Raw genomic sequence first — 15813 nt, 5'->3', positions numbered from 1 at the left:
GAATCACTGTGGTCTGCATTGATGTTAATTGGGCCTGATAAAGCTCTATTTACTACTGATAAAATTATTGGTAGTCTTGATGATGATGCTATATACAGTTCTTCTACCATTAAAGCAAGTCCATTAGCTGATGTTGCTGTTACTGTTCTTGCTCCTGCTGCCTGTGATCCGATACAGGCTGACATTGCACTGTGCTCTGATTCTACTGGTACAAATTCTGTATCTACTCTTCCATCTGATACATATTTTGAAAAATACTGTGGTATTTCTGTTGATGGTGTTATTGGAAAGGCAGCCATTACATCTGGATTCATCTGGCGTAATGCTGTTGCTGCTGCTTCGTTTCCTGATAATTTCTCTCTGATACTCATTTGTTCGCTCCCTCCTTATTCATCTTGTCCTTCTGGAATCATTTCTATTGCATCTACCGGACATACTTCTGCACAAATTGCACATCCCTTACAGTGGTCATAATCAAATTCCAGTCTTTTACCGTCTTTTACCGGAATTGATGTGTCTGGACATACCGGTGCACAAAGTAGACACTGAATACATTTATCTTCTTTAAAGATTGGCTTGTTTACTCTCCAATCTCCGGTGTTAAAGTTTTCTGCGTTTCCTGCTGTATAAATTGTTCCTCCAGGTGTCAGCTCTTTCCAGTTCATTGTTTCATTAATTTCTTTAGCCATGTGCGTTCACCTCTTTTAACGCTTTTTTTACTGCTGCTACGTTTCCATCTATTACCTCTGGTTTAGAAGCAAACTTCTTTTTAAACAGATTTTCCATTTCTGTTACAAAATCTTGTTCATCCATGATATTTGCAACTTTTACTAAAGCTGAAAGCATTGGTGTGTTTGGAAAGTATCTACCGATTGTTGCCATTGAAATTTCTCTGGCATCTACAGTAAATAGTTCTCCCTGATATCCTTTAAGTTTTTTTCTGATCTTTTCTCCATCTTTAGCTGTATTTACAACTATTGCTCCTTCTTCTTTTAGACCTGCTGTTACATCTACACTCTCTAAAAGTGTTTCGTCTACTACAACAACATAGTCTGGTTTGTAGATGTTGGAGTGAACTCTTATTTTGTCATCACTGATTCTGTTGTAGGCTGTGATTGGAGCTCCCATTCTTTCTGGACCGTACTCTGGGAAACCCTGTACATATTTGCCGGTAGAAAACGCTGCGTCTGCTAAAAGCAGGGAAGCTGTTTTAGCTCCCTGGCCTCCTCTACCATGCCATCTGATCTGCATCATATCTCTTACACTTCCTTTCTGGGGTTAATTATTGTTGAATTGCTTCTACGTCTTTTAATAACTGATCTAAGATCTTACCAGCATCTTCACCGTACTTTTCTACGTAGAATTCTCTTACAGGCTGACTAGCTTCTTCAAAAGCTGCTCTCTGTTCTGCTGTTAAATCTATAATTTCCATATCACTATTTTCTTTAATAGACTCTAAACGTGTATTATTAAGATCTTTCTGAGCACCTAAAATATATTCAGTTGCTGTATCTGCTGCTGCTTGAACCTGAGCTTTTCTTTCATCTGATAGTGAGTCCCAGAACATATCATTGGCTACAAATGTACCTACGAAAATTGCCTGATTAGAAAGCATCATATAATCTTGAACTTCGTAAAATTTCATTTCTTCAATAGCAAAAATTGGGTTAACCTGGCCATCAATCATATTTAACTGCAGACTACTGTAAACTTCCATATAAGGAATAGGTGTTGGGTCTGCTCCATAAGCCTTATAACTTTCAGAAATTACAGGGGAAGCCATTGTTCTAATTTTAAAACCTTTAAAGTCTTCTGGTTTTGTAATTTTTTTATTTCCTGTCCACATCTGATATCCCTCAGGGAACCAGCCTAAGACCTTCATATTACTTTTTAAATATTTTTCATTAAGCATATCCATTGCTTTACTGTTATTTACTAATTCATGTGCTTTGTCCATATCAGATGGTAATAAGAAGTGAAGTGAGAATATGTTAGTTTCAGGAACTAATGTACCTACAGAACCAGGGTTGTTGATACCTAACTGAATTGCACCATTTTGAAGTAATTCTACCTGGTTAGCACCATCACCTAACTGACCAACTGGATAAATATTTATTTTTACTGCACCATCAGTAAGTTTTTCAATTTCTTCTTTAAACTTCTGAGCATAGCGATCCTGTACACTACCCTGAACTTCTTCGTGGGCAAAGGTCCATTCTACAACTTCTTGTGGTTCTGCCGCTGCTTCATTTCCACCATCAGCTGTATCCCCGCTAGATCCACAACCTGCAAGTACAAAAACTAAACTGAATACTAAAAGTGCTGTTAATAATTTTTTAAACATTTAAACCTCTCCTTTTTTTGGTTGATTAAAATTATGTTATTAACAAAATTTAAAACTAAATTTTAAAAGTATACTAAGTCTCTAAAGAACAAGGCCAGACTTGGGAAGAGAACCATCAAAATTGAAGCCGAGACAAATAATAACATGTAGGGCCAGACACCTTTAACAACTGTAATAAAGTCTTCATCAAAAACAGCGGAGGCTGTAAAAATATTACATCCAAATGGCGGTGTAATAGCACCAATACCAGCCTGCATTGTAGCAATTAAACCTAAGTGAATTGGGTCAACACCAGCCTTCATAGCCACTGGATAAAAAATAGGGGTTAAAATTAGTATTACCGGAATTGAATCTACAAACATACAAGAAACAAAGAAGAAAATACTAATTGCAAATAAAACAAATGTTGCTGAAGGATCTGCACCTAAAACACCAGATGTTAGCATTTGTGGGATTTGCGCAAAGGTAATTACCCATGAGAATGCCTGTCCTCCTGCTACCAGAATAAATACTGTTGCAGTTACTACACCTGTAGAAAGTGCAATTTCTGGTAGTTCTTTAAACTTAACTGATTTAAATATAAATAACTCAATTAAAGCAGCATATAAAACTGAAACTGCAGCCGCTTCTGTTGGACTGAAAACACCTGTATAAAAACCACCTAATACAATTACTGGGAAACCTAAAGGCCAGATAGCCTCTTTCATTGAATCAAATCGTTCTCCCCAGGTAGCTTTTTCTGTTGTAGGTATTTTCTTGACCTTAGCATAAATATAATCAAAAGCTGCAAAAAGTAAGAAAACAATAATCCCCGGTCCAATACCTGCAATAAATAGTTCTCCAACTGAGGTACCTGTAACAACCGCATACATAATCATTGTAATACTTGGTGGAATTAATAAGGCTATGTTCGCTGAACTCATTAATAAGGCAAGTGTATGTGAGATATCATAGCCTGCTTCAGACATCTTTTTGTGCATTGTTTTACCAACAGCCACTAAAGTAGCCTGAGTAGAGCCTGAAATAGCACCAAATAATGTACAGGTAGCACCTGTTGTAATCGCTAATCCACCACTCATATGACCAACAAATTTATCAACCATATTTAATAATCTATCAGCTGTTTCACCAGTACTCATGATATCAGCTGCAAAAATAAACATCGGTACAGCAAGTAAAGTATAAGGAGATACACCGGCTATAGTTTGCTGAGTAATTAACATTGGTTGAATCAGAGGAAATTCTCTGATCAAAACAACAAGTGGAGCTATAATCATAGCAAACATTAGTGGAAATCCTAAGAATAAAAATCCAAACATTAAACCTAATAATAAAGCAACCATTTTTTCAACTCCTAACTTTTAATTTTAGTTAACTACTTCTTCTTCCGCATTTAATTTTAAATCCTGATTCAGGTTAAGATCTTCATTATCCAGATTAAGATCTTCATTCAATTCACAACTAATATCATCTTCAGACAATGTTTTTTCACTACCAATATAAATTTTTTCTTTATCCTTAATGTTAACTATAATAGTTACAAGATACTGTAATGATGCAAGAAAGAAACCTAAAGGAACAAAAATATATAAGATCCACATCGGAAACTGTAAGGAAGGAGTAATTCTTCCAGAACCCATAATTCTATTCACATATAATGTTCCTAAATATCCCAACCACCATAATAAAACGGTAGAAATAGATGATGTGAAATAGATATATGGTTTTTTAAATCTTCTAGGAATCGAATCAATTAATGCTGACATGGTAATGTGTTTACCCATTCTTGCAGCATAACTAATTCCAATAAATGTCACCGCTACAATTAAAATCTGTCCAACTTCCTCAGCTGCCTGAATACTGCTGTTAAGAAAAACTCTGGAAAATACATTGGCAACCAAAACAATTGACATTATTATTATTCCATAACTAATTATTAACTCTTCAAATTTTCTAATCTTCTTATTTAAAGCAATTATTAAATTAATCATCTTCTCACCTCTCATTTTTACTAAAATTCTAATTCAACATGAATAAATTATTTATTCAAAAAATTAAACACACTTTTCAGGTGCATTTCTACACCATATTTGAGAACATCTTCGTCAATATCAAATTTAGGATGGTGATGAGGATAAGTACAATTTTTTTCTTCATTACCTGCCCCAATAAAATAAAATGTGCCTGGGACTTCTGCAGTAAATTCTGCAAAATCTTCTCCCGCCATGCAGACATAATTAACTATGTTTTCCTTGCCAAATACATCTTCAGCAGCTTTTTCTACAATCTTTGTAGTTTTTTCATTATTAATTAATGTACTATTGCTTGGGAAAAATTCTAATTCATAATCAGCCCGATGGGCTTTACAAATATTGCTGACAATTCTCTCAAACCTTTTTTCAGGACATTCTTCACTGTCATCTCCACCTTCATAAAGATAACGCATTGATCCTTTAACTTCAAGCTCTCCAGGAATTACATTAGGAGCTGTTCCACCATTAATTTGACCAAACATGATTAGAGTTGGTTTTAAAATATCAATTTCTCTAGTTTGAATCATCTGAACACTTTGAATAATATTAGCCAAGGGTAGGAAGGGATCAACTGCCGTATGTGGGTTACCACTATGACCGCCCTGACCTTTGACTTTTAATTCAAAGTTTTCATGGGACCCCATAAATGGACCAGAAGAAACACCCACTTTCCCAGCCTCAATTGGTGACCAGAGATGAATGCCAAAAACTGCATCTACCTCAGGATCTTTTAAAACTCCATCTTCAACCATATACTTTGCACCAGCATCTTCTTCATTTGGTTGAAATACAAATTTAATATTACCTTTTATTTGATCTTTCTTTTCAGATAAAATTTTAGCGGCTGTTAAGAGCATTGCAATATGACCATCATGTGCACAGGCATGCATTAAACCTTCATTTTCAGATGCAAATGAGAGTCCAGTATCTTCTGTAACAGGCAGTGCATCCATATCTGCTCTTAACATCACTGTTTTTCCTTCTTCTTCTCCCTTTAGAACTGCAACAACTCCAGTTTTAGTGACTTTCTTTACTTCAAGGCCTAAATCTTTTAAATATTGATATATTTTTTCAGAGGTTTTAAACTCTTTAAATCCCAACTCAGGCATCTTATGAAACTCTCTTCTTAAATAAATTAATTCATCTTCCATTTCTAAAACGTCTTTACTTATGTTCATTATCTTTCCTCCTTCAAGAAGATTTTGAATTTAAAGAAAATTCATATCAATCGCCCAACAGGACGATTGATATAAAGACTTAATTATTTAATTATTTCTTCCATTTTTGCTAATGATGCATCTAAATCTGCAATAATATCTTCCACATTTTCTACACCAACGGAAAGTCTAACCTGACCTTCATTGATTCCAACTGCAGCTCTTTCTTCAGGAGTCATATCAAAATGACTCATTGAAGGTGAATGCTGAATTAAGGAGTCAACATTACCTAAACTTGTAGCTAAACTGATCATTTCTACACTGTTCATTAGAGCTTTTCCTGCTTCAAAACCATCTTTAAGATCAAAACTGATCATTCCACCAAAACCATTCATTTGTTTTTTAGCAAGTTCATGCTGTGGATGCTCAGGTAATCCTGGATAATATACTTTTTCTACTGCAGGATGCTCATTTAAATACTCAGCAACTTTCATTCCGTTTTCACAGTGTCTTTCCATTCTTAGTTCAAGAGTTTTCATACCCTGCATTACTAACCAGGCATCAAATGGAGAAATAACTGCACCTAAAGTTTGGAGATGAGGCATTCTTACTTTTCTAATGAATTCCTCAGTACCAACAATTACACCTGCAACCACATTACCATGTCCACTTAAATATTTAGTAGCACTATGAATTACAACATCTGCCCCTAAATCAAGTGGATTCTGGATATATGGAGAAGCAAAAGTGCTATCAACTAGAACCTTAGCTCCATGTTCATGAGCTATTTTAGAAATTCTTTCAATATCAGTGATTCTCAGAATTGGATTACAAGGTGTTTCTAAATAAACAATTTTAGTATTGGGCTGAATTGCTTCTTTAACAGCCTCATAATCAGTTGTATCTACTAAAGTAAGTTCTACACCATAGTCTGAGAGAATGTCATCAATAAAAGTTAGAGTACATCCATAAAGAACATCAGCGGCTACAATATGATCTCCCCCTTTAACAAGAGTCATAATAGCTGTTGAAATAGCTCCTAAGCCGGAAGCTAAAGCAATACCTGCTTCACCGTTTTCTAATAAAGCAACTTTTTTGCCTAGCTCTGCTTCAGACGGACTGCGGAATCTAGTGTATGTATAGCCAAGCTCCTGGTCTTTATTTAATCTGATTGCTTCATCTACATTGTCTAGAACAAAAGTAGATGTTTGATAAATCGGACTGTTATGTGCACCTGTTCTTGGATCGTGCTCCTGACCTAAATGAATTGTCTTAGAACCGAACCCCATTTTTTTCTTATCCATTTTAATAATTCCTCCTATAAGTTGTTTTGGTTTATTTTAAAAAATAAAATTGTATACTATATACTGTCGACAATAAAAATGCCGAAAAAAAATTATTTATTTTACTTCATTTTATACATTTCAATATGATCCACTAAAGCAGTTTTTGCATTTTTAGCATCACCAGCTCTTAGATATTTAACTATATCTTTATGAGTTTCAGCTGTATTTTTCAAATCACCAGTCATTTCTGTATCAAATAGCATTGCCATCTGCAGTTGACGGTGAAGATCAAATAATATTTCTTGCCTTCTCGGACTATCTGCTTTTTCCCAAATGTATTTATGAAATTTTATATCCTCTCGGTTGATTTTAATCTTTTTGCTATTAAAATCATCATCAGAGCTCGCTATTTCTTCCATTGTCTCAATTTTCTTCTCTAAAAACTTAAAATCTTTTTCTTTTAATTTATTATCTCTAACTATTTTATCAATAATACAATTTTCCAATGAAACTCTTATTTGGTAGATTTCGTGAATATCCTTTTCCGTTAATTCTACTACATAAGTCCCTTTACGAGGTATTTGTGTCACCAGTCCCTGGCTGCTCAATTCTTTGATCCCTTCTCTAATTGGGGCTCTGCTGATACCTAATTCGTTTGCAACTTGAACTTCATTAATCTTTTCATTTGGCTTATATTCTCCTGTCATTATCTTTTTAGTAAGATAATCAACAGCAACGTCCTTCAAACTTTGTGTTTGATAAGATGTTTGAGCAATCATAATGCACCCCCTCTTATCTTTTTGTCGACTGTTTACATTATAGCATATTCATAATTATCATGCAATTAAAATATCAATTATTTTTTAAAAAAATTTAATTTGTTTCGAGATCTTCTCTATCTAAGGAAAAGTTTAGAGTAATTTAATTATTTTTTGAAGAGAAACTCAATAATAAATTGAGCTTCTCTCCATTTATTATATTTTACTTAGTGTATAATTTTTTAGGGAAATCATAAAATTCTTCACAACCATTTTCAGTAATTCTGATTGCTGAACTCATTTCAAATCCAATTTCATCCTGCCAGATAATAGGAATCAAGTGGAAAGTCATGTTTTCCTGTAAAACTGTCTTATCTTTAGGTCTCATACTTGCAACCTGCTCGCCCCAATCTGGTGGATAGTTAAGGCCAAAAGCATAGCCCAGTCTTGATGCATCTACTAAGCCACCTTTAGCAATAGAGTTTCTCCATTTTTCTTCTACAGCTTCACATGTTACTCCAGGCTTAATGAAATCTAATGTTTCTTCTAAGCCTTCAATAACAATATCTGTGATTTCCTGCATTCTTTGTGGAGCTTCTCCTAAGTATACAGTACGTGCAATCGGAGCGTGATAGCGATTATAACAGCCAGAAAGTTCTAGTATAACCGGTTCATTTTCCTGATATTTTCTATCGGACCAGGTTAAGTGTGGTGCTTCAATACCATCACCAGCAGGCATTAAAGGAACAATCGCTGGGTAATCTCCACCAAATTCATCTGTTCCACTAATCTGCGCATGAGAAATTTCTGCAGCAGCATCACATTCTCTGACACCTACGTTTACAGCGTCAATACCAGTCTGCATAACTTTTTCGGCAATCTTACCAGCTCTCTTCATGAATTCAATTTCCTGAGCTGATTTAATAGCTCTAACTTTAGCTACTAAAAAAGTTGCATCCTTAAATCTAGCATTAGGTAAACTGTCATTTAAAATTTGATATGTTTTGTGAGTGAAATAGAACTGATCCATTTCTACACCAAAAACCTTGTCTTCCCAGCCTTTATCTTTAATAACATCTACAACAAAATCTATTGGATGTTTGCCAACTGGAGAATGAACATAGTCGTCAGCATAACTTCTAATATTCTCTTCACTCAAGAAAGTTGTTACTTTTGCAGCGTTTCCATCCATATTTCTACCAATCCATACTGGCTCATCCTGATCTAGGGAAACAATTACACACTGGTGAACATAAAATGACCAGCCATCATATCCTGTAAGATAATTCATGTTTGCTGGATGAGTAGCAATTAAAACTTCAATACCTGCTTCTTCCATTCTTTTTTAGTCTTTTTGACCCGCTGTTCATACTCTTTTTCTGTAAATAACATTTTATTCCTCCTTATGATTTTATGTTAATTTAATTGTACTAACAACAAAACAAATTGAAATTAATGATTTTGAGCCTGAATCGCAGTGATAGCAGTTAGATTTACAATTTCTTCAACAGAACAACCTCTTGATAAATCATTAATTGGTGCTGCCAGCCCCTGTAGAATCGGGCCAATTGAATCAGCCTTTGCTAAACGCTGGGCCAGCTTAACCCCAATGTTGCTGGACTGCAGATCAGGGAAAATCAAAACATTTGCTCTACCTGCAATTTCACTTTCAGGTGCTTTTCTGACACCAACACTTTCGACAAGTGCAGCATCAGCCTGCATTTCCCCATCAACTTTTAAATCAGGAAACTTACTGTGAGCAATTTTTACTGCCTCCTGAACATTCGTCACATTTTCATGACGAGCACTGCCCATTGTTGAAAAAGAAAGCATCGCAGTTTTAGCTTCAAAACCTAATAAATCTTCAACTGTCTCAGCTGTAGATTGAGCAATTTCAGCTAACTGCTCAGAATTAGGAGTGGGATTAACCGCACAATCTGCAAAAGTTATAATCCCATCTTCGCCAAAGCTTTTATCTTTTAAAAGCAGTATTATTGCACTAGATACTGTTGAAATATCTGCCTTAGTTTTAATTATCTGAAAGGCAGGTCTTAAAACATTTCCGGTTGGATTATCCGCACCGGCAACCATTCCAGCCGCTTTATCTGTATAAATCATCATTGTACCAAAATACAGCGGATCTTTAATCATCTTTTCAGCATCTGCTTTACTGATTCCTTTGTGTTTTCTTAACTCATAAAATTCTTCTCTAAATTTTGATATGTAATCTGATTTTTCAGGATCAATAATTGTCAGACCTTCAAGATTTATATCTTTTCCAGCAGCAATTTTTTCAATTTTATTCAGATTACCTAAAATAACTATTTCGGCAATACCTTCTTTTTTTATAATTTCAGCAGCTTTAATAATTCTTTCATCTTCACCTTCAGCAAAAACAATCTTTTGCAAATCTGAAGCAGCTTTTTCTTTAAAGTTTTTTAATAATTCCACATATTCACCTCCTTTGAAAACTAACTGAAAGTTATTAAATAGCTTCAGTTTCAATTTTAAGGATAATAATTTTAATTTTTATTATCTTTTTTATTAGCTAGCGTATAATTTCCGCTACCAATAAAATTTAACCTTACTGTATTACAGATTGTCCGAAGGACATTTTGTTCCAAGTTTCAAACAATTGACAACAATATACAGTCATCTGTCGACAATCTCTTATATTTATAATTCTCTGCCAATTCAAAATATCCTTCTTTTTTTTAATAATTTTTTATAATTTTTTTCTGTTTTTTAAATAAAACTTGCGTGGATGCTGTCAAAACAAGGACTACACCCATAATTTGAATTAGACTAAATTGTTCAGAAAATATAATAAAAGACAAAATTATTGTCATAATTGGTTCTATCATTCCTAAAATTGACACAATTGTGGGACTGGTAAGTTTAATTCCAGCAAAAAATGACAAAAAACCACCAACAGTAATTAAAGTAATTAGGCCAATATAAATCCAACTAACAGGAGTAAAGCTAAAATTAAGTTTATTTTGATATAATCCTGCAGCTAAAAAAGTAAAGGCTGCAAAAAAACAGATATAAGCAGTTGTAACTGCAAGAGGAATTGTGTCTAAAATATGTCTTCCATATATCGCATATACACTATAAGAAATGGATGCTCCCAGAGCCAGCAGAATTCCAATTTTATTTAAATTATTAAAATTCTCCCCAAATAACATTATTAAACCAGCAAAAGAAACAATAATTGAAAAAACAATTCTTTTTGTTATTTGTTCACCATTTATTAAAAATGAAAGCAGAGCTACAATAATTGGATAGGTATAAAATAATAATACCGCCAGTGAAGGAGAAATAATTGATATTGCAGAAAAGTAACAGATACTAAAAACTGAATAAATTATTCCTCCCTGAACAAATAGTTTTAAATGATCATATATATCTAGATTAATTTCATTTTTATTAAAAAAAATATATGAAAATAAAACTACAGCAGCCATCATAAATCTTAAAAATAACAGTGAATAAACACTAACTCCTCCCGCATAAGCAAAAACAGCCAGAACCGGTGTTATTCCAAAACCAGCTGCAGAAAATAATGCAAAAATTGCTCCTTTATAATAAGGATCCATTAATTATCACTCCTGTAAATTGTATTTATCTTCTATTTCAAAAAACTCCCTGATATTCCTTTTTAACTAAGGCTGATTTCACGAAATCAATCATAGTTATAAAATCAAAGACCGGAAGTGAAAGTGACTGATGAACTGACTTAGCATATGGAGGCAGCATACTGCATTCTAATAAAACTGCCCCAATCTCAGGATTTTCTTCGATCATCTTTTCACTCACCTCTAAAACTTCTTTTTCTATTTTTTCAGTGTCCAAATAACCTTCTTCTAGAACTCCAAATTTATAGAAATTTTCTTTGTTCTCCATTCCCCGAATTACAACTCTTTCTCGGTCAATATTAACTGAATCTAAGAAACTGTCGTCATCTAAACTATCAGATTTTGCACTAATAATTCCAACTTTCTTATCTCTAGCAATTATTGAAGAAATAAATGGGGCTTGTAAAAGGCTTGACAAAAAGACCGGTATATTTACTGCTTCAGCAACCTCTTTCTGAAAAAGAGCAAAAAATCCACAATCAGCAGTTATCGCCCTTACACCTGACTTTTCTAACTCTTTAGCAGCTTCAATTATAATTTCCAAAGCCGTTTGATCTTTATTAAATAATCTATCAAAGGTAAGTCCTTCAACTAATTTATATCTAACAGGATAATCATAGGTGCTTGCATTTCCAACATCTCCAGGAATAAAAGGTGCCTTAAAATCTAAAAGTAAAATCCCAATAACTTCCCCATAATTGTCCTGAGCTCTATTTGCATGATATATCATTTTTTAAATCCTCCCTCTATAAATTGCATTGATCTCTCTAAATATTTTGAATTTAGTCATTTTAAACTAAATAGTCATTCCTGCTCCTTGGTCAGCGGATTTACACAACTGAGCATAAATATGCATCATTCCCTGTTTTACTTTTGCTTCGGGCTGCTTCCATTTTTCTCTTCTGGCAGCCAATTCTTTTCCACTGAGCTTAACATCTAAAGTCGAATTCTTGATATCTACAGAAATTATATCTCCATTTTCAACCAGAGCAAGTGGTCCTCCAGCATAAGCTTCTGGGGTAACATGACCAATAATTGGGCCGTGATTAAAACCAGAAAATCTGCCATCAGTTATTAAACCAACGCTTTCATCCAAGCCGTAGGCTACTAAAGCATCTGTACTCAACATAATTTCTTTCATTCCTGGAGCTCCTTTTGGCCCTTCATAGCGAATTACCATCACATCTCCCGGTTCTATTTCCCCTGCTTTAATTGCTTTAACTCCTTCTTGATCACGATTAAAGACCTTTGCCGGTCCAGTGAATTTTTTCATACTTTCTGGTACCGAAGATGATCTAACAATAGCACTGTTTGGAGCCAGATTCCCTCTTAAAATTTTTAAACCACCATCACCATTAATCGGATTATCTAAAGATCTGATTACTTCTGAATTCCTATTTTTCGCTTCAGCAATTATTTCTCCAATAGTTTGACCGGTTATAGTAGAAACATTTAAGTCTAAATATAATTCTAATTCTTTTAATAGTGCAGGTACACCTCCTGCTTTATGGAAGTCTACAATTGAATAACTACCAGATGGTTTGACTCCACAAATACAGGGTATTTGATTTCCAAACTCTGCAAAATCGTCTATTGTTAATTCTACTTTGGCCTCTCTTGCTAGAGCTAATAGGTGCAGAATCACATTTGTCGAGCCACCCATAGCAATATTTGTTTTAACAGCATTTAAGAAAATTTCTCTATTTAAGAGAGCACTGGGTTTTAAGTCTTCTTCCACCATAGAAACAATCCTTTTTCCTGCTGATCTGGCTGCTCGTTTTTTGTCAGCATATACTGCTGGGATAGTTGCTGTTCCTGGTAAATTAAGTCCTAATACTTCTGTCATAATCTGCATACTGTTGGCTGTTCCCATTGTAGAACAGGCCCCAGGACACATACAGGCAATATTTTCAATGTCTCTGACTTTCTGACTGTCAGCATCTTTACCCATTGTCATCACACCTACATCAGATGGCAGAACTTCTTTTCCCTGATATTCTCCGGTCAGCATTGAGCCACCAGTGATTACTATCGAGGGTACATCAACTCTAATTGCCCCCAACATCACACCAGGAATAATATTATCACAGCTGGCCAGTAAAACTAATCCGTCAAATTGATGGACAGTAGAAACATATTCTACTCCCATCGCTACTACATCTCTTCCGGCCAGCTCATATTTCAATTCTTCTTCTCCTACAATCATATCGCCACAGGTTGAAGGAGCACCAAACTCTACCGGTACTCCACCTGCAGCCCAAACTCCCTGTTTAATACTCTCTGCAATTCCATTTAAATGAGCATGTCCTGGTGCACCTTCATTATATGTATTGACAATTCCAATATGAGGTTTATTTTTAATATCAGCATCATCAAAACCACATCCTTTAAGCATTGCTCTTCTCATAATAGCATCTGTTCCAACAAATTTATTATTCATCTGTTTATTCCTCCAGTATTTTTTAAATAGATTTTGCTACTTCGTAAGCATCCCAAATCGAATACATAATATTTGCAACCTTTTTAGAGTCGCCAATTAAATTGACTTTAAGATCCATATCTTTAACCTGCCTGTATAATTTTTTGTTTTCTTTATACCCGGCAGCAATTATAATTGTATCTGCTTCGATGTTTTCTCTTCTAAAGTTTTTAGAAATTACGCTTACAGTATTCTTATCTATTTCTAAAATACTGCTTCCTGTTTTAACATCTATCTTATGGAAATCAACTAGATCTTTTAACATATCTGAATTGGCATGGGAAACAAAAATAGAATCTAATAAATCATCCATCATTTCAACAATTGTTATTTCTTTTCCTTTTTCTGCTAACCAGACTGCAGTTTCTACTCCAACTAATCCTCCACCTAAAATTACTACTTTTTCTCCAATTTGATCTTCATTCATTAGTGCTCTGCAGGCAGTTATTACATTTTTTTGCTCGATTCCAGCAATTGGTGGAATATTTGCTTTGGCACCAGCAGCTATTATAACTTCATCTGGAGACAATTCTTCTATTAATTTCTGATCTACCTCCTGCTCTAAGTTGATATTAACTTCAAGCTCTGCTAACTCATTTTTATACCACTCAATAAGCTTTCTTTCATCCTTTTTAAACTCAGGTACGGAAGCTTCAATTAAATGGCCGCCTAGGTAATCATTTTTTTCATAAAGCTTAACCTTATGACCCCTCAAGGCACAAACTCTAGCAGCTTCCATGGCTGCTATTCCGCCTCCAACTATCATTATTTCTTTTTCCTTCAGTGCAGAATCTATGCTATATTCCACTTCTCTTCCACAGGCTGGATTAACTGCACATGATATTTTCTTTCCACTTTCCATTCTCCCCATACAGCCATCATGACAGCCTAAACATGGTCTAATTTTATCTAATTTTTGATATCTAACCTTATTTGGCCAATCAGGGTCAGCTAATAATCCGCGACCAAGTAAAGCCATATCAACCTGTCCTTCTCCAACTGCCTGGGCTGCCAGTTTAGGATCATCAAGTCTGCCAGCAGTTAAAATTGGAATATCAACTACTTCTTTTAGTTTTTGAACATAAGGTAAATAAGGGCCGTGGTCCATATATGTTGGGGGATGAGCCCAATATAATGCTTCATATGAACCTAAATCTGCATTAAGAGCATCATAACCAGCCTCTTCAAGTATAGCAGCTACCTCAAGACCTTCTTCTAGAGTTCTTCCCTTTTCCTGATAATCTTCACCGGGTAAACCTCCCTGATGCAGTTCCTTAATACAGCTTTTTACCCCATAACGCAAGGTAACAGGATAATCGCTGCCTAATTTTTTCTTAATTCCCTCGACAATTTCAGCTGCTACCCGAAGTCTATTTTTTAAATTTCCACCATATTTATCCGTCCGATTATTAAATAGAGATAGAGCAAACTGATCAATTAAATAACCCTCGTGCATTGCATGCACTTCTACACCATCAAAACCAATATCCTCTGCTAAAACTGCAGCATCTATCATCTTTTGAATCATAAATTCTACTTCTTCAGTTTTTAATTCCCGGCATGTAATCTCAGGCTGACTAAAGTGAGCTACAGCAGAAGGTGCAGCCGGATGGCTGTCCACTACATCTAAAAATAGTGATCTGCCAAATCCCATAGTCAGCTGCAGAAATATTTTCGCTCCATGGGCCTGCACTCTTTCGACCATTTCAACAGCAGTTAACTTAAATGCTGTCGGGTTTGTTGAAATATTTTGAAAAATACCGGTGTGTGTTTGTTCAATAGTATTTTCAACTTCTACACCACCCGTGATAATCAAACCCGCTCCCCCTTTTGCTCTTTCTACATAATACTCAATAGCCCTCTGATCAAAAGCATTATCAGAATTGATTAAACCTGAGGCAGCCATAGGTGCCATACCTATTCTGTTTTTGATCTCCAGATTAGCAATTTTTAACGGTTCAAATAAACTTGAATATTTTTTATCCATTTTTTAACCTCCTAAATTAATAATTAATTCTACTCTATAATAATGCAATATTTATGCCATTCCTTATTTAGCAGGCATCTTAGTTAAAAATGGAGTTTATTTATATCAATATTTAATTTTTTCTATAAATT

At 34.7% G+C, this 15813-nt stretch carries 13 protein-coding genes and 2 pseudogenes; all 15 read right to left on the bottom strand.

The window, feature by feature from the left end:
* Positions 1-371, bottom strand: a pseudogene (gene porA, locus C7954_RS03720) (pyruvate ferredoxin oxidoreductase); the annotation flags it as partial.
* 15 nt (positions 372-386) lie between these two features.
* Positions 387-689 (bottom strand): 4Fe-4S binding protein, encoded by a 303-nt coding sequence (locus C7954_RS03715; RefSeq protein ID WP_073159406.1) that lies wholly within the window; start codon positions 687-689, stop codon positions 387-389.
* Positions 682-1254 (bottom strand): 2-oxoacid:acceptor oxidoreductase family protein, encoded by a 573-nt coding sequence (locus C7954_RS03710; RefSeq protein ID WP_073159404.1) that lies wholly within the window; start codon positions 1252-1254, stop codon positions 682-684. The genes C7954_RS03715 and C7954_RS03710 overlap by 8 nt, the downstream gene beginning before the upstream one ends.
* Positions 1255-1282: 28 nt before the next feature.
* Positions 1283-2344, bottom strand: coding sequence for a TRAP transporter substrate-binding protein (locus C7954_RS03705; RefSeq protein WP_134058764.1), 1062 nt, complete (start codon positions 2342-2344; stop codon positions 1283-1285).
* A 62-nt stretch (positions 2345-2406) separates the two neighbouring features.
* Positions 2407-3687 (bottom strand): TRAP transporter large permease, encoded by a 1281-nt coding sequence (locus C7954_RS03700; RefSeq protein WP_110301035.1) that lies wholly within the window; start codon positions 3685-3687, stop codon positions 2407-2409.
* A 24-nt stretch (positions 3688-3711) separates the two neighbouring features.
* Positions 3712-4335, bottom strand: a complete 624-nt coding sequence (locus C7954_RS03695; RefSeq protein ID WP_073159400.1) for a TRAP transporter small permease — start codon at positions 4333-4335, stop codon at positions 3712-3714.
* 47 nt (positions 4336-4382) lie between these two features.
* On the bottom strand, positions 4383-5555 hold the full coding sequence (locus C7954_RS03690) for an amidohydrolase (RefSeq protein ID WP_073159398.1): 1173 nt from the start codon (positions 5553-5555) through the stop codon (positions 4383-4385).
* Between the two features lie 83 nt (positions 5556-5638).
* The gene (locus tag C7954_RS03685) at positions 5639-6838 is read right to left on the bottom strand and encodes a trans-sulfuration enzyme family protein (protein WP_110301034.1); all 1200 of its coding nucleotides are present in this window, start codon (positions 6836-6838) and stop codon (positions 5639-5641) included.
* 101 nt (positions 6839-6939) lie between these two features.
* The gene (locus C7954_RS03680; protein ID WP_110301033.1) at positions 6940-7599 is read right to left on the bottom strand and encodes a GntR family transcriptional regulator; all 660 of its coding nucleotides are present in this window, start codon (positions 7597-7599) and stop codon (positions 6940-6942) included.
* Positions 7600-7801: 202 nt separating this feature from the next.
* Positions 7802-8970 (bottom strand): annotated as a pseudogene (locus tag C7954_RS03675) (M24 family metallopeptidase).
* 60 nt (positions 8971-9030) lie between these two features.
* Complete coding sequence (pta, locus tag C7954_RS03670; RefSeq protein WP_089717522.1) at positions 9031-10029, bottom strand: phosphate acetyltransferase; 999 nt, start codon at positions 10027-10029, stop codon at positions 9031-9033.
* A gap of 263 nt (positions 10030-10292) precedes the next feature.
* Positions 10293-11177, bottom strand: coding sequence for a DMT family transporter (locus tag C7954_RS03665; RefSeq protein ID WP_073159388.1), 885 nt, complete (start codon positions 11175-11177; stop codon positions 10293-10295).
* A 37-nt stretch (positions 11178-11214) separates the two neighbouring features.
* Positions 11215-11946, bottom strand: a complete 732-nt coding sequence (locus C7954_RS03660; RefSeq protein ID WP_073159386.1) for an aspartate/glutamate racemase family protein — start codon at positions 11944-11946, stop codon at positions 11215-11217.
* 66 nt (positions 11947-12012) lie between these two features.
* The gene (gene ilvD, locus C7954_RS03655; protein ID WP_073159384.1) at positions 12013-13656 is read right to left on the bottom strand and encodes a dihydroxy-acid dehydratase; all 1644 of its coding nucleotides are present in this window, start codon (positions 13654-13656) and stop codon (positions 12013-12015) included.
* Positions 13657-13678: 22 nt separating this feature from the next.
* The gene (locus C7954_RS03650) at positions 13679-15682 is read right to left on the bottom strand and encodes an oxidoreductase (protein ID WP_073159382.1); all 2004 of its coding nucleotides are present in this window, start codon (positions 15680-15682) and stop codon (positions 13679-13681) included.
* Positions 15683-15813 lie beyond the last annotated feature (131 nt).

The sequence above is a fragment of the Halanaerobium congolense genome (assembly GCF_004366375.1).
In the GTDB taxonomy this organism is placed as follows: domain Bacteria; phylum Bacillota; class Halanaerobiia; order Halanaerobiales; family Halanaerobiaceae; genus Halanaerobium; species Halanaerobium congolense.
Note: the sequence above shows the minus strand (reverse complement) of the source record. Positions and strands in the feature narration are given on the sequence as shown.